The following is a 17,819-nucleotide window of genomic DNA, read 5'->3' on the forward strand; positions in this document are numbered from 1 at the left end:
AATCAGTGTGGGGTCGGTCGGTGGGCGGGGACTACTTCAGCTGCGCGTCGGTGTAGTAGCCCGTCTTGACCAGCGCGTCCGCGTAGTTGGTCTTGTCGACGCTCACCGGCTGGAGCAGGTAGGCGGGGACGACCTTGGTGCCGTTGTCGTACGACTTGGTGTCGTTGACCTCGGGCTTCTTGTCGTTGAGCACGTCGTCGACCATGGTCGCGGCGACCTTGGCGAGCTGGCGGATGTCCTTGTAGACCGTCTGCGTCTGCTCGCCGGCGATGATCGATTTGACGGAGGCCAGCTCGGCGTCCTGGCCGGTGACGACCGGCAGCGGCTTGCTCTTGGTGCCGTAGCCGTCGGACTTCAGCGAGGACAGCACACCGATGGAGATGCCGTCGTACGGTGACAGGACCGCGTCGACCCTCTCGCTCTTGTACGAGGACGTCAGGATGTCGTCCATGCGCCTCTGCGCGGTCGCGCCGTCCCAGCGCAGGGTGGTGATCTTGTTGAGCGCGGTCTGGCCGGACCGGACGACCAACTGCTTCTTGTCCATGTACGGCTTCAGGACGCTCATCGCGCCGTTGAAGAAGTACCGGGTGTTGTTGTCGTCGTTCGATCCGGCGAACAGCTCGATGTTGAACGGGCCCGTCCTGCCGCTGTCCAGACCGAGCTTGTGCACGATGTACGTGCCCTGCAGCCTGCCGACCTTCTCGTTGTCGAAGGACGCGTAGTAGTCGACGTTCTTGGTGCCGAGGATCAGGCGGTCGTAGGAGATGACCGGGATGTCGGCGTCCGCGGCCTCCTGGAGCACGTTGTTCAGGGACTTGTTGTCGATGGCCGCGATGATCAGGCCCTTGACGCCCTGCGTGATCAGGTTCTCGATCTGGGAGACCTGGGTGTCCGGGTTGTCCTCGCCGTAGACGAGCTTGGTCTTGTAGCCCTTGGCCTGAAGGTCCTTGACGACGTTGTTGCCGTCGGCGATCCAGCGCTCGGAGGACTTGGTCGGCATCGAGATGCCGATGGTGCCGCCCTTGACGGTGCTCTTCTTCTCCTTGCTGCCGCCCTCGCCGTTCTGGCCGCAGGCGGACAGGGCGAGGGCGAGGGAGGCGGCTCCGGCTATCGCGGTGAGGGCGACTCTGCGGTTGCGCATGGTGATCAGTCCTTGTTCGTCTCGTCGTTGAGAGGGGCGGGGTGCTCCCGGCGGCCGTCAGTCGCCGGTGGGGAAGCGGTTGAGGGGGCCGGGCAGCCGGGAGCCGAGTGGCGCCATGTCGCCGGCCGCGCCGTGCCGGGCGAGCAGGTCGAGGGCGAGCCGGCCGCGCCGCACCCGCTCCCGGGCCGTGTCCAGGGTCAGATCCCGCAGATGCGCGCCGTACGGATAGATCCCGGGAGCCTTGGACAGGCCGAACTTCAGATAGAGCGGTGCGCCGCGCCGGATCAGCTCGGCGACCTCGTACATCCGCACGTACCCGCCGAGGTCGTCGGGGGCCTCGATGTACATGTCCATGGGGGCGGCGGAGACCCGCCGTATCTCGGTGAGGTGCTGGAGCGTCAGGTCGCTGGGCACGTTGACCGAGTCGGCGCCCAGGCGCTCGTGGACCGAGTACGACGCCGGGTTCACCGGACCGACGAGCGCGGACACCTTGAGGGTGGTGTCCGCCGGGATGATGCCCTTCTCCCGGGCCCGGTGCAGGGTCCACAGCACGCCCTCGTCGGCGACGAGCAGGCAGGTGACACCCAGCTCCGTGGCCCGTACGGCGTCCTCGACGCAGCCGGCGACGGCGTCGTGGCCGCGGGCCCGAAGCCCGGCGCCGCGGGAGTCGGAGCGCACGGAACCGCCGATGTCCCAGGTGCCGCGCGGCCCGGTGAACAGGCACAGTTCGATGTCGCGCTCGCCGGCCGCCCCGACCATCTCGGTGATCTCGGAGTCGGTCAGCATCCACACACCGCTGCCCTGGCTGATCCGGTGGATCGGCACGTCGAGCCGCGAGGACTCCTTGAGGACCACGGCCAGCGCCTCGGGGCCCTCGCAGGAGGGGATCTCGGTGCGCCAGCGGCCGCCTCCGGGGAACGTGTGGGGCGAGGCGTCGGCGGGGGAGAGGGCGGGCGCGCCCAGGCCGAGGGCGGCGAGCGCCTGCTCGCCGGGCCTGCGGGCTGCCGTCACGGAGTCGGTCACGAGGTGTCCTTCATGTTCGGTATTTCGGACGAGGTTCGCGGCTCGGGATGTGGAGGGGTGAGGTGGTACGCCGGTACGGAACGGTCAGGTCACTCCGCACCGGCGTACGACTAGGAGGTGTCAGGGCCGCAGCAGGACCTTCCCGACCTTCGGATCGCCCGCCCCCACCAGCTCGATGGCCTGCGGGAACTCGGAGAGCGGCAGCTCGTGCGTGACCAGCGGCAGGGGATCGAGCAGTCCCGCGCCGAAGACCCGCACCGCGTGCGCCCAGGCTTCCGGCGGTGCCCCGAACACGGTGTGCACCTCCAGCTGCCGCACGACCAGGTCGGTCGGGTCGAGGCCCGCGGCGCCCGGCGCCGGGATGCCCGTGAGGACGAGGCGCCCGCCGCGCCTGAGCAGCGAGGCGGCGGTGCGCGCGGCGGACGCCGACCCGGCGGTCTCGACGACGACGTCGACATCGTCGGGAAGGTCCTCGTCGCGGGTGCGGAAGCCGGTGGCGCCGAACCGGCGGGACAGTGCCTCGCGGTCGCGGCGCGTCCCCACGACCAGCAGGTCCAGGGGGGAGACCGCCTTCAGGAACTGCACGGCGAACATGCCGAGCGTGCCGGTGCCGACGACCGCGACCCGCTCGCCGGGCCGTGCGTCCGCCTTCAGCGCGGCCGCCGCGATGCAGGCGGCGGGCTCCAGGAGGGCCGCCGCCGTCAGGTCCGCGCCGTCCGGCAGGACGTGCAGCAGACGGGCCGGGAGGGTGAGCGTGGGGGCCATCGCGCCCGGCCGGGTGAAACCGGTCTCCTCGTACCCGGCCGTGCACAGGGTCGTCTCGCCCGCGTGACAGCGGTCGCAGACCTGGCAGTTGCGGAAGCCCTCCCCGACGACCTTGCGGCCGGCGAGCGTCCCGGGCACTCCCGCGCCGACCGCCGCCACCGTGCCGGACCACTCGTGGCCGGGGGTGAGCGGGTAGCGCACGTACCCCTCGGGCCGGTTGCCCTGGTAGACCTCGCGGTCGCTGCCGCAGATGCCGACGGCGTGGACGCGGACGAGCGCCTCGCCGGGACCGGGCGCCACCGGCTCGTGCGGCACCAGACGGTGCCTGCCCGGCGCGTCGACGACGACCGCGCCGCTCACTTCGTCCCCTCCGGCCTGCGCTGTTCCCAGCCCTCGGCCCACAGGTCGAAGCGGGCCTGCTGCTGCGGGAACTCGGCCGCCGCGTCCGCGTCCAGCTCCACACCGAGGCCCGGTGCGTCGGAGAGCTGGAAGTAGCCGTCGACGACCTCCGGCGCGCCCTTGACCACCTTCTTGATCTCGGCGTCCGCGAAGTCGTTGAAGTGCTCCAGGACCTTGAAGTTCGGGGTGGTGAAGCCGACCTGGAGGGAGGCGGCGGTCAGGACGGACCCGCCCACGTTGTGCGGCGCGACGAGCATGTAGTGCGTCTCGGCGGTCGCGGCCAGCTTCCTGGTCTCCCAGATGCCGCCGATGTGGCCGACGTCGGGCTGCAGGATGTCCACCGCCTGGTTGTCGAAGAGCTCGCGGAACTCGATGCGGTCGTGGATCCGCTCGCCCGTGGCGAGAGGGATGTCGGTCTTCGCGGCGACCTTCTGCAGCGCCTTGAGGTTCTCCGGCGGGACCGGCTCCTCCAGCCAGGCCGGCTCGAAGGGCGCGAGCTCCCGGGCGAGCCGGACGGCGGTGGCCGGGGAGAAGCGGCCGTGCATCTCCAGCATCAGCTCGGTGTCCGGGCCGATGGCGTCACGGACGGCCTCGATGAGGGAGACGGCATAGCAGGTCTGCTCGTGGTCCAGCTCGAAGTGCCCGGTGCCGAAGGGGTCGATCTTCAGGGCCCGGTAGCCGCGGGCGACGACCTGCCGGGCGGCCCGGTGGTACGCCTCCGGGGTGCGCTCGGTGGTGTACCAGCCGTTGGCGTACGCCTTCACCCTGTCGGTGACCTTCCCGCCCAGCAGCTGCCAGACGGGGACGCCGAGGGCCTTGCCCTTGATGTCCCAGCAGGCCGTCTCCACGACCGCGATGCCGGACATGACGATCTCGCCCGCACGGCCGAAGTCGCCGTACTTCATCCGGCGTACGAGGTCTTCCACCGCGAACGGGTCGGAGCCGACGATGTGGTTGGCCTCCGCCTCGTGCAGGTAGCCGATCAGCGCGTCGGTGTGGCCCAGCATCCGGGTCTCGCCGACGCCGGTGACGCCCTCGTCGGTGTGCACCTGGACGTAGGTCAGGTTGCGCCACGGCGTCCCGACCACATGTGTGCTGATTCCGGTGATGCGCACGGCAGTTGCCCCTTGTTGCTTCGTTGTGTGCTGCGTCGGACCAGAGGGATTGTTCGATATTTCGTCACACGTTCGAAATGCTGGCGTGACAGTAAGGAGGGGTCGGTGGGGGTGTCAATGGGTCGAACGCATAACGGTTTCGGCAAGGATGCCGGGGCCGTTCCCCGGGCCGCGCTCAACTCGCCGCACCGTGACGCGCGGTTCCCCACACAATTTTCACAGCAGCCACTAGGAACGTTACCGGCGGGGAACTTACCCTTCCCGCGTCATGGACTACTGCCACTCGTGCCGACGGCACCTCAACGGCGCCCTCGCGTGCCCGGGGTGCGGCTCGTCGGCCGAAGAACTGCGCGCGTACGCGGACCACGGCGACGCGCGCGTCGCCGGTGACGGCTGCGACGGGACCGGTGCCCCCGGCGGCTTCGACGGATCTGGTGGCTCCGAGGGAACCGGGACGGCGGACGAGGACGAGCCCGCTCGGCCCGGTCGCGCGCAGAACCGGCGGCGGGCCAAGGGGCGTGGGGCCCCGGCCCGCAGCGACCCGGCCGCCGGGGGGCGGGCCGCGCGTCGCGACCGCAAGGCGGCGGCGCACCGGCGGCGCCGGCGGCGGGCGCTGTTCGTCGGGGCCGGGCTGTTGCTGGCGGCCGGTGGGCTGAGCCTGGCCGAACTCGGCATCGAGGTACCGGGATCCACCCCGAAGACGGCCACCGCCGGGAGCGAGTCGGCGGACGGTTCCGCCACCGCCGGGGACACGGCCGACCCGTCGGCCGGCGACGGGAGTGCGGGGACCGCCGGGTCGGCCCGCCCGGCATCGGCCACGACGTCCGCGTCACCGTCGGCGTCCGCGTCCCCCAAGGCCACCGGGCCCGACGCCTCGAAGAGCCCGCAGACACCGTCGGCCACCGCCACCGGCCTGCCGGGCTCCTCGGCCCCGGCGCCGACGGCGACGTCGACCGGGACGGCGGGCACGCCTCCATCGGCGGACCCGACGCCCAGCACCCCGCCTCCTGCACCGTCACCCACGAACACCTGCAACCGGTTCCTGTGGTGGTGCACCTAGGAAGGCGGGAGGCTGCCCCGTCCCTGGCGAACAGCCGACACTAGCTCTCCAGCATGCGGACCAGCAGGTCCCGCAGGGACAGGCGTTGCTCGCGGGAGAGGCCGGCCAGTGGCTCACGGGCGAAGTTCAGGGAGTCCCGCAGGCCGCGGGCCACCCGGCGGCCCTCCTCCGTCGCCGCCGCCAGCTTCACGCGGCGGTCGGCCGGGTCCGGGCGGCGTTCCACCAGGCCCCGCGTCTCCAGCCGGTCCACTATGCCGGTGACGTTGGACGGCTCGCACTTCAGCTTCTGCGCCAGCCGCCGCATCGGCAGCGGCTCCAGCGACAGCAGGCTCAGCAGGCGTGCCTGCGCGCCGGTCAGCGCGTGCTCGGCCGCCGCTTCCTCGTACTCCTCGTGGTAGCGGGCCACGACGGTGCCGATGAGTTCCACGACCTCCAGGGTCAGCGGGTCGATGCGGGATGTCCTCTGCGGGGCCATGGCGTCCAGGCTACCGCTCCACTTGACATGCTGAAATATTCAGGCGCATGGTTGTTTCAGGTACTGAAATATTTGAGCCGTCGCAGCACGTGAGGAAAGGCCGCCATGTCCAACGCCCCCACGCTTCCCGCCGTCAGCCGCGAATGGCACCTCCTCAGCCGGCCCGTCGGCTGGCCCGAGCCGGGGGACTTCGCCCTCGTCGAGGCGGAGATCCGGCAGCCGGGTGAGGGCCAGGTGCTCGTGCGGAACGTGTACGTCTCCGTCGACCCGTACATGCGCGGCCGCATGAGCGCCGCCAAGTCCTACGTCGCTCCCTTCGAGCTGAACAAGCCGATGCAGGGCGGCGCGGTCGGCGAGGTCGTCGTCTCCCACGCCGAGGGCATCGAGCCCGGCGACCACATCCTGCACTTCTTCGGCTGGCGCGAGTACGCGGTCGTGGACGCCAGGAACGCCGTCAAGGTGGACCCGGAGGCGGCGCCGCTGTCCGCGTACCTGGGCGTGCTGGGCATGACCGGGCTCACGGCCTACGCCGGACTGCTGCGCACCGCCGCCTTCAAGGAGGGCGACTCCGTCTTCGTGTCGGGCGCCGCCGGGGCCGTCGGCAGCCAGGTCGGGCAGATCGCCCGGCTGAAGGGCGCCTCGCGGGTCGTCGGCTCCGCGGGTTCCGACGAGAAGGTCAAGCTGCTGGTCGAGGAGTACGGCTTCGACGCGGCCTTCAACTACCGCAACGGCCCCGTGGGCAAGCAACTGCGCGCGGCCGCCCCCGACGGGATCGACGTGTACTTCGACAACGTGGGCGGGGAGCACCTGGAGGCCGCCATCGGCTCCCTCAACCGCGGTGGCCGCATCGCCGTGTGCGGCATGATCTCCGTCTACAACGACACCGAGCCCGCCCCGGGCCCGAAGAACCTGGCCCGCCTGATCCAGACCCGTGGCCGGATCGAGGGCTTCCTCGTCAACGACCACCACGACCTGCAGCCGCAGTTCGTCGAGGAGGTCGGCGCCTGGGTGCGCTCCGGCGCACTCAAGTACCGCGAGACCGTCGTGGAGGGCATCGAGAACAACCTGGAGGCGTTCCTCGGCGTCCTGCGCGGCGAGAACATCGGGAAGATGGTCGTCCGGCTCTGACACCCTCTCCCACGGGGCCGCCGACCCGGTGACGATCACCGGGCCGACGACGCTGTGTACGACGAGGGCCGCACTTCTGGACGTGGGGTGCGGCCTTCGGTCCTCAGCGGGCCAGTGCCGCCGTGTGCACCGCCCGCACCAGCCGCTCGTTCTCCGGGGCCGCGCCGCCCGGGAAGGCGAACCGGCGGCGGGTGTACCCGTACGCCAGGCCGCTGCGGGGATCGGCGAAGCCCTGGGAGCCGCTCGCCCCGCCGTGCCCGAACGCCCCCGCGCCGAGGAACGGGTACCACGTCTCCGACGTGGCCTGGAAGCCGAGCGCGAACGACTTGTGGGTGCGGGCCACCAGGTCGTACCCGGTGGACTGTATCTGCCCGACCTCGCCGATCGTGTCCGGTGCCAGCAGCGGCGGCCGCCCGTCCACCTCGCTCGTCGCCGCCGCGTACATCCCGGCGAGACCGCGCGCGGAGCCGACACCGCCCACCGACGCCGGCCCCTTCGCCCGCACGACGCGGGCGTTGGGGATGTCGGCCAGGGGGACCGGGTCCGGCACGTGCTCGTTGAAGGCGATCGACCCCAGGGTGTGCGGGCCGGACGGCGCGGCGTCCAGGAGCACCTGCTGCTCCGGCGTCGGGGCCATCGGCTGGACGGACCGGAAGCGTGGCTCGTGCTCCTCGGGCAGCCCCAGGAAGAAGTCCAGGCCGTACGGCGCCCGCACCCGCTCCTCGTACAGCTCCTGGAGCGAGCGGCCCGTCACCCGCCGCACCACCTCGCCCGTGAGCGCTCCGATCACCAGCGCGTGATAGCCGAAGGCCGCGCCCGGCCGCCAGAACGGGCGCCGGCCGGCGAGCCGCCGCGCGATCGCCCGGTCGTCGGCGAGTTCGTCGAGCGTGAACCCTGGGTCGGCGCCGACGACGCCCGCCCGGTGCGCGAGCAGCTCGCGCAGGGTCAGCGCGCCCTTGCCCTCGGCGGCGAACTCCGGCCAGTAGTAAGCCACTTCGCGGTCCAGATGCAGCGTCCCGTCCTGCACGAGGAGCGCGACGACGAGATGGGCGGCACCCTTGGTGGAGGAGAACACGCCGTAGAGCGAGTCCGCGCCCGCGTCCTCCGGGCCTGCCCACAGGTCCACCACCCGGCGGCCGTCGACGTACGCGCTCAACTGGCCCTCGTAGTCGGGCCGCTCCTCGGCGACCACGGCGGCGAACTCCTCGCGCACCGTCTCGAAGCCCTCGGCGACCGTGCCGTGGATGGTGATCTCGTGGGTCATCGCGCTCCTTCGTGCTTCGGGGAAAACGGTTCGGCAACGCTCGCCCCCGTACGGGAGTTCCCCGGGCCGCGGTGCCGACCGGCGGCGATAGGGTTCCCCCATGCGCGATCTTGGGACGGGATTCGGCCATCTGCTGAAGGGGCAGCGCTGGATGGCCCGGCACGGCGGGCAGTACCGCTTCGGTCTGCTGCCCGGCCTGGTCACCCTCGTGCTCTACGCCGCCGCCCTCACCGCCCTGGCCCTGTGGGGCGCCGACCTCGTCGCCTGGGCCACCCCCTTCGCCGACTCCTGGCCGAGCCCCTGGCCCGGCCTCTTCCGCGGCTTCCTGACCGCCGTGCTGTTCGCCCTCGCCCTGCTCCTCACCGTGCTCTCCTTCACCGCCGTCACCCTCGTCGTCGGCCAGCCCTTCTACGAGAACCTCTCGGAGCGGGTCGACCGCGACGTGTCCCCGGACGGCACGGCCCCGCGGTCGGACCTGCCCCTGATCCGCGAACTGTGGATCTCGCTCCGCGACAGCCTGCGCGTCCTGGTCCGGGCCGTGCTGTGGGGTGTCCTGCTCTTCGCGCTCGGCTTCCTCCCGTTCGTCGGCCAGACCGTCGTCCCCGTCGTCGGCTTCTTCGTCACGGGTTTCTTCCTCACCGAGGAACTGGCCGCCGTCGCCCTCCAGCGCCGGGGCGTCGCGCTCCGCGAGCGCCTCGTCCTGCTGCGCTCCCGCCGGCTTCTGGTCTGGGGTTTCGGCACCCCCCTCGGCCTCGCCTTCCTCGTGCCCTTCGTGGCCGTCTTCCTGATGCCGGGCGCGGTCGCGGGCGCCACGCTGCTGGCCCGCGACCTGATGGGGGAGGAGACCGCCGAGGACGGCCCCGACCGCTCCCCGGCCTCCGAGGAGGCCGCGTCGTGACCCGGCTGCCCGCCGCCGCCCCGGCCTGCCCCGGCGTCAGCCTCCCGTCCGCTCCGCCGCACTGACGCCGGACGTCGCGTTCGCCGCCGCCACCACGATCGCCCGCACCTGCGCGATGATGTCGAGCCGGTTGCGGACGAACTCCGGGTCGGTGACCGCCCCCGTCGCCGGGTCCGTGTTCCCCGCGCCGAACTGCAGCACCGGCGTGTGCACATGCCCGCCGGGCAGGGTGTCGTGCAGTCCGAGCCGGTCCCGCAGCAGCGTCGCCCGGTACGCGATCTCGTTGGACAGATAGTCGCCGCCGCCCCCGGCCCGGGCCGTCGACCCCGGGGTCGGCCCGTCCGGCCGGACGACGGGACCGGTGCCGCCCGCCGGGATCTCGGTCACCTCGGTGTGGTCGTACACGGGGAAGCGCCCGGTGTCCGCTGCCGTGATCGCCCGGTACGGGAGGGTCGTGGACGTCCACTGCGGCTGGGTGGCCGGGTCGCGGACCGGGACGGTCCCGGTGCTGCCCAGGTTGTCGTTGTCCGCGAAGCCGCCCCGCCAGGCCCCGTTGGTCCGCTCGATGTCGAAGCGGCCGACCCGTCCCTGGCTCACGGTCGTGAACAGGTCCACGTCCGGCAGCCGCCGCCGCAGCGTGCGCTCCACGGTTCCGTCGGCGAAGTCCCGCCAGCGCACCGGGAACACGGCGGCCTCGATGCGCGCCGGGCCGTCCGCCGTCCGCACCGTGGTGCCGTCCAGTGCCAGTGCGGCGGCCCCGGACGGATTGGAGATCCGGATGTCCCGGTCCAGCGTGAACGGGTCGAACCCGGTGACCAGGATCCGCCGCACCCCGTGCGGGTACCGGATCGCGTCCTGGCCGCGTGAGGTGGTCTCGAGCGCCGAGAGAAGCCTGCCGCGCTGGGCGTCGGACATCGCGAAACCGGGCTGCCAGCCGCGCAGTTCCCGCGTCATGCCGAGCCGCGCCCAGTACAGCGGCCGGTCGTCGTCCCGGCTCAGGCCGCCGCCGCCACCGCACGCGGGCGCTTCGCGTCCCTCGCAGTCCGCCGGCCCCCGCCCCTGCGCCCGGTCGACGGCCCGGCGCCACAGCCGCGACCCCTGCCATGTGACGACGCGTTCCGCCTGTGCGTACGACCGGGTCCGCGCCAGCGCCCGCGCGAACCGCGGTGCCACGGAGTCGAATCCGGAAAGCTCGAGGATCTCCTGCGGGGCGGCCCGGTCGAGGCGTCGCTCCTCGACGGTCGAGGTGGGCGCCGGGTCCGCCGCCGCCGGTGGCGCCGCGAGTCCCGCGAGCAGCGCCAGCCCCAGGATGCCAGTCCGAACACGTATGGGAGGCAAGGGAGTTCATGTCCTTCCGTCGCAGTGGGTGTGCTGCCGGACGGCCGCAGTATCGCGTGACGGAAGGGGCGCGGGCCATGGTGCCCGGATCAGCCGGCACCCTCCCGCGCCGGTGCGGGCACATGGGCCGCCGCGTCCCGCAGGGCCCCGACGAACGCCTCGGCGGCCGGTGACAGGGCCCGTCCGCGCGCCGTCGCCGCGTACACCGCCCGGGCCGGCGCGTCCTCGTCCAGCACCGCGAGCAGCGCCACATCGGGGCGTACGGACTCGGCGGCGAGCGCCGGCACCAGGGTCACCCCGAGGCCCGCGGCGACGTATCCGAGCTTGGCGGTCCACTCGGCGACGACGTGCGCGATGCGCGGGCGGAAGCCCTGACGCACCGCCGCGTCGAGCAGGGTGCCCTCGGGGCGGGCGGCGCCGGAGATCCAGTCGTCGTCGGCGAGCCGGCCGAGCCGCACGGGCCCCGGGTGGTCCGCGAGGGGATGACCGGCGGGGACGGCGACGTACAGGCACTCGTCGAGGAGGTGGTGGAGGTCGTGGGCGTCCAACGGGGGCCGGCCCGTCGAGGAGACGACCGCCAGGTCGAGGTGGCCCGCGGTCAGCCGGTCGAGCAGGACGGGTGTCAGGCCCTCCTCGCGGGAGACCCGGACGCGGGGGTGGCGGGCGCGGAAGGCGGCCAGGGCACGCGGAACCAGCGCCGCGTCGGCGGTGGCGAACGCCCCGAAACGCAGCCGCCCGCCGGTCAGTTCGCGCAGTGCCGCGAACTCGCGCGCCGCCGAGTGCAGCGAGTCCGCGACGGCCTCCGCGTGCGGCACCAGGATCCGGCCCGCCTCGGTGAGCCGCACACCCCGCGGCAGCCGGTCGAACAGCCGCGCACCGCCCAGCGCCGACTCCAGCGCGGAGATCTGCCGGGACACCGCGGACTGCGTCCAGCCGAGCGACCGCGCCGCCAGGGTGAACGAGCCCCGCCGGGCGACCTCCAGGAACACCCGCAGCCACACGGTGGACAGATCGGGGACACCGGACACCGTCGTGCCATGTGAGGTCGACATGGCAGCCATGCTAGACATTCGCTTGTCGCATCCCGGACGCGGTCATAGCGTCGGCACCATGCAGATCACCCTGGGCAACCCCGCCTCCGCACCCCAGCCGCTCAGCCCGTACTACTCGCAGGTCGCGCGCGTCGAACAGGCCGACGGCAGCGCGCTGTTGTTCCTGTCCGGGCAGATCGCCGAGGGCGCGACACTCGCCGAGCAGACCCGCGGTGTCTTCGAGACGATCGACGCCCTGCTCAGGGCGCACGGCGCCACCTTCGCCGACGTCATCAACATCCGCACCTGTCTGACCGACATCGGCAGGCTCGAGGAATACGGCGCCGTGCGCCGCACGTTCCTCACCGGAACCCCGCCCACCAGCATGACCTTCGAGGTGCCCCGCCTCTTCCGGCCCGAGGCGCAGGTCGAGGTCGAGGTCGTCGCGGCGGTGCCCGCCGCCTGACACCCGACGTCGCTCCGGAAGGCCGACTCCCGGGCGCTTGTGAAGAGTGCGTACGAGATGCGGGCCCATCGGCGCATGGCGGACCGCCGGGTGACGGCGACGATTACCGTCGGACCGGGACGAGTTCCCTCCGCGGCGGCCTCCGGTCCGTGTCCTGACCTCCGGGCCGGGGCTCGTCGCCTTCGGCCGGGTGTGCAAGACTCGCGGGCCGGAATTCGCCGTTCGGGGGAGAACGCATGCACCCAGGCCAGCCCCAAGGGCCGTACCAGCCCCAAGGGCCGTACCAGCCCCAGGGCCCGTACCAGCCCCCGCCGCAGGGCCCGTACCCGCCGCAGGGCCCGTACCCGCCGCAGGGTCCCTACCCGCCTCAGGGCGGCCCCTACCCGCCGCAGGGTCCGTACGGACAGCAGCCGCCGTACCATCCGCCCCAGCAGGGCGGCCACCCGCAGCAGCCGTACCCGCCGCAGCAGCCTCAGGCGCCGCAGCAGCGGATGGGTGAGGGACACATGCGGCTCGACCCGAACCTGACCGCGGATCAGCGGCAACTGGTGTTCCAGATCCAGCAGAAGTCGAAGACCTACGCGGTCTCCTTCGTCCTGGGCATCCCGCTGACCTTCGGCGGCGTCCACTACGGCATCACGCAGAAGCCGTCCGGCTTCGTCGCCGCGGCCGTCGGCCTGGCCCTCGTGACCGTCGGTGCCGTCACGATGATGAGGATGAACGCCCTCCGGCGGCAGTTGCGCCTGATCACCCCGGACGCCTGGCGCTCGTCGGCCGCGCATCTGCCGAGCGCCCGCAAGGCCGCCACGCAGGCCGCGTACATCAACGGTCTGCTGGCCCTGCTGTCCTTCGGCGCGGCGGGCTATCTGCTCGTCAAGGGCATCGGCTGGGGCGCCTACGGCAACTCCTTCGGGTTCGGCGCGCTCGTCCTCGGCGCGTTCATCCCGTTCGCCATGGGCCTCGCCGCCGCGACGACCGTCCCGCAGCTGCTCCAGGTGATTCCGGCCGGTGCCAAGGTCGGCACGGCCCTGTACTCGATCATCCTCGTGCTGGCCACGACGGTGACGGGCAACGGGATCAAGGACGGCGATCCGGCGCCGCTGGCGGTCGGGGGCTCGGTCCTGCTGGTGTGCCTGGGGGCGATGACCCTGCTCGGCCGGGCGGCGAAGCGGATGCGCGGCGAGGGCGGCTGACCCCGCCCGCTGACCCCGCCCGCTGACTCCGCACGCTAAGCCCGCACGCCGAAGCCGTACACCGTCCGCGAGCGGTACACCGCGCCCGGCCGCAGCAGCGTGCTCGGGAAGTCCGGCCGGTTCGGGGAGTCCGGGAAGTGCTGCGTCTCCAGGGCGATCCCGGGGCCGGGCGGGAACGGGTCGCCGAGGTGGTCCGGGGTGTACAGCTGCAGCCCCGGCTCCGTGGTGGCCACGGTGAGGACCCGCCCGGACACCGGATCGTGCAGCTCGGCGACCGCGACCGGCGTGGCGGTGACGCCCTTGTCGAGCACGAAGTTGTGGTCGTACCCCGAGCCGGTGGTCCGGGCCGTCCGGAAGTCGAAGCGCGTGCCGTGCACGTCCCGCGGCGCGCCCGCCGGGATCAGGTCCCCGTCCACGGCGGTGAACCGCGAGGCGGCGATCCGCAGCTCGTGTCCGCCCGCGTTCCCCGAGCCGGCCAGGTTCCAGTAGGAGTGGTTCGTCAGGTTCACCACGGTCGGCGCGTCCGTGACCGCCTCGTACGCGATCCGCAGCGCGCCGTCCGGGCCGAGCGAGTACGTCGCCGACACCTCCAGCCGGCCCGGGAAACCCTCCTCGCCGTGCGGGCTCACCCGCGACAGCCGTATGCCGTGCTCGATCGCTTCCCCGTCCCACACCCGCTTGTCGAAGCCCCGTGCGCCCCCGTGCAGGGAGTTCGGTCCGTCGTTCGGTTCGAGCGCGCACGTCCGGCCGTCGAGCGGGAAGCGCGCGCCCGCGATGCGGTTGGCGTACCGCCCGATCACCGCGCCGAGGAACGGCCCCGGGTTGCCCAGGTAGCCCTCCAGGTCCGGCAGCCCCAGCACCACGTCCGCCGGGCGCCCCTCCCGGTCGGGGACCTCCACGGACTGCACGATCCCGCCGTACGACAGGACGCGCACCCGCGTCCCGCCGCGCTCCAGGGTCCAGCGGTGGACCGGTGTGCCGTCGGAAAGTGTGCCGAAACGTTGACGCATGGGGAAACCCTAGGTCAAGGGTTCCTTGGCCGTGACCGCGCGGTAGGCGATCTCAGCGAGCCGGGCCTGACCGTTCCGGCTCGGATGGAACCAGTCCCACTGGCTCAGCTGCTCGGTCCCGAAGCGGAAGTCGAAGACCGCGTCGCCGTCGAAGCGGCACCGCCGGTCCTTCGCGCACACCTCCCTCAGGACCCGGTTGTACCCCTCCACACGGGCCTGCACCTTGTCCCGCCTCCTGGTCGCCGCGGCGTCCAGCGCGTCCGCGTCGCCCAGCATCGAGGGGCAGATGCCCAGCTTCCACACCTGCTTGCCCAGCGGGCTGGCACGGCCCTCGGACCACAGCCGCTTCAGGTTGGGCACGCTGGAGACATACACCTGCGCCTTGGGCAGCGACGCGCGCAGCACGTCCATCGCGTCCTGGAACTGGTCGCGGAAGTCGTCGACCGACGTCATCGCGGAGGTGGTGGAGCGGCAGGCGTCGTTGGCGCCGACCATCACCGTCACCAGCTCCGGCCGCTTCGCCACGGCCTGTGCGATCTGCCCGGCCAGATCGGACATCCGGGCCCCCGTCACCGCGTAGTTCCAGCTGCGCTCCGTGGCCCCGGCCGCCCCGAGCAGCCGCACGGCGAGGCTGTCGACCCCGGCGTCGCTGCCGGTGGCCCACGACACCTCGGGGCAGTCCGACAGCACGGCGCAGGCGTCGAAGCCGCGCGTGATGGAGTCGCCGACGGCGGCGATCGAGCGGGGGGAGGGGTTCCAGACCGGGGTGGGTCTCGCGGTGGGGGCCGCGGTGCTCCGTGTCGCGGTCCCGCCGCCGGAGGCGTCGCATCCGGCGAGCCCCAGGACGGTCGCGGCGGCGATCGCGACGGCGGCCCGCGAACGGTGGCCTGGCTTTCGCATCCCGTGGTCCCCTCGTTCGTCGTGCACGGTGGTCGGTCCGCGCACGCAGTCGTTCGGGCAGCGTTTCGAACACGCTGGGTCAGCCCCGCGTCCCCTTGGGTGAAACCTCGGAGTTTGCGGGCACCTGGACCGACGGTACGTCACACTCCTTGCCCCCACGCACGGTAGCCTCGCCCCGTGGCCGCCCCGCCACGCCCGTTCCGTTGAGTTACAAGATGTCGCGGTCTGCCCGGAGGTTCAGGTGACGACACGTGGAGTCCTGTACGTGCACTCCGCGCCACGCGCACTGTGCCCGCACGTCGAGTGGGCCGTCGCGGGCGTGCTGGGGACACGCGTCAACCTCGACTGGATCCGGCAGCCCGCCGCCCCCGGCACCTGGAGATCCGAGTTCTCCTGGCAGGGCGAGGCCGGCACCGCCTCCAAGCTCGCCTCCGCGCTGCGCGGCTGGCAGCTGCTGCGTTTCGAGGTCACCGCGGAACCGTGCCCGACGGCCGAGGGCGAGCGCTACAGCTGCACCCCCGACCTCGGCATCTTCCACGCCGTCACCGGCATCCACGGGGACATCCTGATCCCGGAGGACCGGCTGCGTGCCGCCCTGCTGCGCTCCCAGCGCGACGAGACGGACCTGGAGGCCGAACTCGCCAGGCTGCTCGGCAAGCCGTGGGACGACGAGCTGGAGCCCTTCCGCTACGCGGGCGAGGGAGCGCCGGTCCGCTGGCTCCACCAGGTCGTCTAGACGCCGCCCGCGAGGCATCCGGCCGTCCGGACGCGCCCGCGAAACATCCGGCCGTCCGGACGCGCCCGCGAAACATCCGGCCGTCCGGACGCGCCCGCGAGGCATCCGGCCGGCAACGGCGTGTGGCCCGGACTCCCTGGGGAGTCCGGGCCACAGGCCGTTCGACGGGACGTCCGAACCCGTCGGACCGTCAGATGCTGCGGAACGCCAGCACCACGTTGTGCCCGCCGAAGCCGAACGAGTCGTTCAGTGCCGCGATGCGGCCCTCCACGGGCAGCTTGCGGGCCTCGCCGACGACGACGTCGGCGTTGGCCTCGGCCTCCGGGTCGAGGTTCTCGACGTTGATCGTCGGCGGGGCGATGCGGTGGTAGAGCGCGAGGACGGTCGCCACCGACTCCACACCGCCGGCGCCGCCGAGCAGATGACCCGTCATCGACTTGGTCGCGGAGACCGCCATGTGGTCCGCGTCGTCGCCGAAGACCTTGCGCAGCGCCTTGAGCTCGGCCACGTCACCGGCCGGCGTCGAGGTGGCGTGCGCGTTCACGTGCACGATCTCGGCCGGGTCCAGGTCGGTGTTGTCGAGCAGGTTCTGCAGGGCGTGCGAGATGCCGCGGCCCTCGGGCTCCGGCTGCACGATGTCGTGGGCGTCGGCGGAGATGCCCTGGCCGACCGCCTCCGCGTAGACGCGGGCACCGCGCCCCGCGGCGTGCTCGGCCGACTCCAGGACGACGACGCCCGCGCCCTCGCCGAGGACGAAGCCGTCGCGGGCCGTGTCGTAGGGGCGCGAGGCGCCCTGCGGGTCGTCGTTGTTCTTGGACATCGCCATCATGTTGCCGAACGCGGCGATCGGCAGCGGGTGGATCGCCGCCTCCGTGCCGCCGGCGACCACCACGTCGGCGCGGCCGCTGCGGATCATCTCGATGGCGTAGCCGATGGCCTCGGCGCCCGACGCGCAGGCGGAGACCGGGGTGTGCACACCGGCGCGCGCGCCCACGGCGAGGCCCACGTTGGCGGACGGGCCGTTCGGCATCAGCATCGGCACGGTGTGCGGGGAGACGCGACGGACGCCCTTCTCCTTGAGCACGTCGTACTGGTCGAGGAGGGTCGTCACACCGCCGATGCCGGAGGCGATGACCGCGCCCAGCCGGTCGGGGTCGATGCTGCCGTCCTCGCCCGCCCTGCCGGTGAAACCGGCGTCCGCCCACGCCTCCTTGGCCGCGATCAGCGCGAACTGCGCCGAGCGGTCCAGGCGCCGGGCCTGGGGCCGCGGGATGACCTCGGACGGTTCCACGGCGATCTGCGCGGCGATGCGGACCGCCTGATCGGCGGCCCAGTCCTGCTCCAGGGCGCGGACACCGGACTTGCCGGCGAGCAGGCCCTCCCAGGTAGAGGCTGCGTCGCCACCCAGCGGTGTGGTTGCGCCGATACCGGTGACGACCACGGTGCGATTGGTCGAGCTCACGGGAATTCTTTCTCCAACGGATACGAGGATTCGACGGCGCCACCGCCGGGTGGCGGGGCAACGGCCCGACGACCGGGCCACGGGCCCGGCGCCTGGCTGTCAGCCCAGGTGATCGGTCGATCAGCCCTGGTGCTTGAGGATGTAGTCGGCAGCGTCGCCGACCGTCTTGAGGTTCTTGACGTCGTCGTCGGGGATCTTGACGTCGAAGCGCTCCTCGGCGGCGACGACGACCTCGACCATGGACAGCGAGTCGACGTCCAGGTCGTCGGTGAAGGACTTGTCCAGCTGGACGTCCTCCACCGGGATGCCGGCGATCTCGTTCACGATGTCGGCGAGACCGGCGACGATCTCTTCCTGCGTGGCGGCCATGTCAGGCGCTCCTTCGTAGATATCCAGAGATGTGGCGCCCACCGCG

The 17,819-nt window shown here is 72.4% G+C and carries 18 protein-coding genes; 6 read left to right on the forward strand and 12 right to left on the reverse strand.

Features of this window, described 5'->3' with window-relative positions; genetic code table 11:
- Nucleotides 1-31 precede the first annotated feature (31 nt).
- The 4 genes from chvE to ACFYMU_RS07775 form a co-directional block, all read right to left on the reverse strand.
- A complete protein-coding gene (gene chvE, locus ACFYMU_RS07760) occupies nucleotides 32-1,141 on the reverse strand; it encodes a multiple monosaccharide ABC transporter substrate-binding protein (RefSeq protein ID WP_388369443.1) in 1,110 nt (369 codons plus the stop codon).
- A 57-nt stretch (nucleotides 1,142-1,198) separates the two neighbouring features.
- Nucleotides 1,199-2,164: a hypothetical protein gene (locus tag ACFYMU_RS07765; RefSeq protein ID WP_388369446.1), complete on the reverse strand. Its 966-nt coding sequence runs from the start codon at nucleotides 2,162-2,164 to the stop codon at nucleotides 1,199-1,201.
- 120 nt (nucleotides 2,165-2,284) lie between these two features.
- Nucleotides 2,285-3,289: a zinc-binding dehydrogenase gene (locus ACFYMU_RS07770; protein ID WP_388369449.1), complete on the reverse strand. Its 1,005-nt coding sequence runs from the start codon at nucleotides 3,287-3,289 to the stop codon at nucleotides 2,285-2,287.
- Nucleotides 3,286-4,443: a mandelate racemase/muconate lactonizing enzyme family protein gene (locus ACFYMU_RS07775; RefSeq protein ID WP_388369452.1), complete on the reverse strand. Its 1,158-nt coding sequence runs from the start codon at nucleotides 4,441-4,443 to the stop codon at nucleotides 3,286-3,288. Before ACFYMU_RS07775 ends, ACFYMU_RS07770 begins: the two co-directional genes overlap by 4 nt.
- 268 nt (nucleotides 4,444-4,711) lie before the next feature.
- Here ACFYMU_RS07775 and ACFYMU_RS07780 point away from each other — a divergent pair, with 268 nt between their 5' ends.
- Nucleotides 4,712-5,503, forward strand: coding sequence for a hypothetical protein (locus tag ACFYMU_RS07780; RefSeq protein WP_388369454.1), 792 nt, complete (start codon nucleotides 4,712-4,714; stop codon nucleotides 5,501-5,503).
- Nucleotides 5,504-5,543: 40 nt separating this feature from the next.
- On the opposite strand, the gene ACFYMU_RS07785 is transcribed toward ACFYMU_RS07780, so the two are convergent.
- Nucleotides 5,544-5,978 (reverse strand): MarR family winged helix-turn-helix transcriptional regulator, encoded by a 435-nt coding sequence (locus ACFYMU_RS07785; RefSeq protein WP_388369457.1) that lies wholly within the window; start codon nucleotides 5,976-5,978, stop codon nucleotides 5,544-5,546.
- Between the two features lie 105 nt (nucleotides 5,979-6,083).
- Between ACFYMU_RS07785 and ACFYMU_RS07790 the strand changes: the two genes are divergently transcribed.
- Nucleotides 6,084-7,106 carry an NADP-dependent oxidoreductase gene (locus tag ACFYMU_RS07790; protein ID WP_388369459.1) on the forward strand — a complete coding sequence of 341 codons (1,023 nt, stop codon included), beginning with the start codon at nucleotides 6,084-6,086 and terminating at the stop codon, nucleotides 7,104-7,106.
- A gap of 103 nt (nucleotides 7,107-7,209) precedes the next feature.
- Here ACFYMU_RS07790 and ACFYMU_RS07795 read toward each other — a convergent pair whose 3' ends face one another.
- Entirely contained in the window at nucleotides 7,210-8,370 is a 1,161-nt protein-coding gene (locus ACFYMU_RS07795; protein ID WP_388369461.1) for a serine hydrolase domain-containing protein, read from the reverse strand.
- Nucleotides 8,371-8,470: 100 nt separating this feature from the next.
- Between ACFYMU_RS07795 and ACFYMU_RS07800 the strand changes: the two genes are divergently transcribed.
- On the forward strand, nucleotides 8,471-9,268 hold the full coding sequence (locus ACFYMU_RS07800) for an EI24 domain-containing protein (protein WP_388369464.1): 798 nt from the start codon (nucleotides 8,471-8,473) through the stop codon (nucleotides 9,266-9,268).
- A 36-nt stretch (nucleotides 9,269-9,304) separates the two neighbouring features.
- Here ACFYMU_RS07800 and ACFYMU_RS07805 read toward each other — a convergent pair whose 3' ends face one another.
- Both ACFYMU_RS07805 and ACFYMU_RS07810 read right to left on the reverse strand, forming a co-directional pair.
- Nucleotides 9,305-10,606, reverse strand: a complete 1,302-nt coding sequence (locus tag ACFYMU_RS07805; protein ID WP_388369467.1) for a pyroglutamyl peptidase — start codon at nucleotides 10,604-10,606, stop codon at nucleotides 9,305-9,307.
- Nucleotides 10,607-10,695: 89 nt separating this feature from the next.
- Nucleotides 10,696-11,667 carry a LysR family transcriptional regulator gene (locus ACFYMU_RS07810; protein ID WP_388369470.1) on the reverse strand — a complete coding sequence of 324 codons (972 nt, stop codon included), beginning with the start codon at nucleotides 11,665-11,667 and terminating at the stop codon, nucleotides 10,696-10,698.
- A 49-nt stretch (nucleotides 11,668-11,716) separates the two neighbouring features.
- Here ACFYMU_RS07810 and ACFYMU_RS07815 point away from each other — a divergent pair, with 49 nt between their 5' ends.
- Nucleotides 11,717-12,103, forward strand: a complete 387-nt coding sequence (locus ACFYMU_RS07815; protein ID WP_388369473.1) for a RidA family protein — start codon at nucleotides 11,717-11,719, stop codon at nucleotides 12,101-12,103.
- Nucleotides 12,104-12,339: 236 nt separating this feature from the next.
- Complete coding sequence (locus tag ACFYMU_RS07820) at nucleotides 12,340-13,296, forward strand: hypothetical protein (protein WP_388369476.1); 957 nt, start codon at nucleotides 12,340-12,342, stop codon at nucleotides 13,294-13,296.
- 35 nt (nucleotides 13,297-13,331) lie between these two features.
- Here the strand turns inward: ACFYMU_RS07820 and ACFYMU_RS07825 are convergent, their stop codons facing one another.
- Entirely contained in the window at nucleotides 13,332-14,306 is a 975-nt protein-coding gene (locus tag ACFYMU_RS07825) for an aldose epimerase family protein (protein ID WP_388369478.1), read from the reverse strand.
- A gap of 9 nt (nucleotides 14,307-14,315) precedes the next feature.
- Nucleotides 14,316-15,206, reverse strand: a complete 891-nt coding sequence (locus ACFYMU_RS07830; protein WP_388369481.1) for an SGNH/GDSL hydrolase family protein — start codon at nucleotides 15,204-15,206, stop codon at nucleotides 14,316-14,318.
- A 241-nt stretch (nucleotides 15,207-15,447) separates the two neighbouring features.
- Here ACFYMU_RS07830 and ACFYMU_RS07835 point away from each other — a divergent pair, with 241 nt between their 5' ends.
- Nucleotides 15,448-15,942: a DUF3145 domain-containing protein gene (locus ACFYMU_RS07835; RefSeq protein WP_388369483.1), complete on the forward strand. Its 495-nt coding sequence runs from the start codon at nucleotides 15,448-15,450 to the stop codon at nucleotides 15,940-15,942.
- Nucleotides 15,943-16,132: 190 nt separating this feature from the next.
- On the opposite strand, the gene fabF is transcribed toward ACFYMU_RS07835, so the two are convergent.
- Both fabF and ACFYMU_RS07845 read right to left on the reverse strand, forming a co-directional pair.
- Nucleotides 16,133-17,404: a beta-ketoacyl-ACP synthase II gene (gene fabF / locus ACFYMU_RS07840; RefSeq protein WP_388369485.1), complete on the reverse strand. Its 1,272-nt coding sequence runs from the start codon at nucleotides 17,402-17,404 to the stop codon at nucleotides 16,133-16,135.
- Nucleotides 17,405-17,524: 120 nt separating this feature from the next.
- Nucleotides 17,525-17,773 (reverse strand): acyl carrier protein, encoded by a 249-nt coding sequence (locus ACFYMU_RS07845; protein ID WP_381079638.1) that lies wholly within the window; start codon nucleotides 17,771-17,773, stop codon nucleotides 17,525-17,527.
- Nucleotides 17,774-17,819: the final 46 nt, after the last annotated feature.

The organism is Streptomyces sp. NPDC007264 (assembly GCF_042869095.1).
GTDB lineage: Bacteria > Actinomycetota > Actinomycetes > Streptomycetales > Streptomycetaceae > Streptomyces.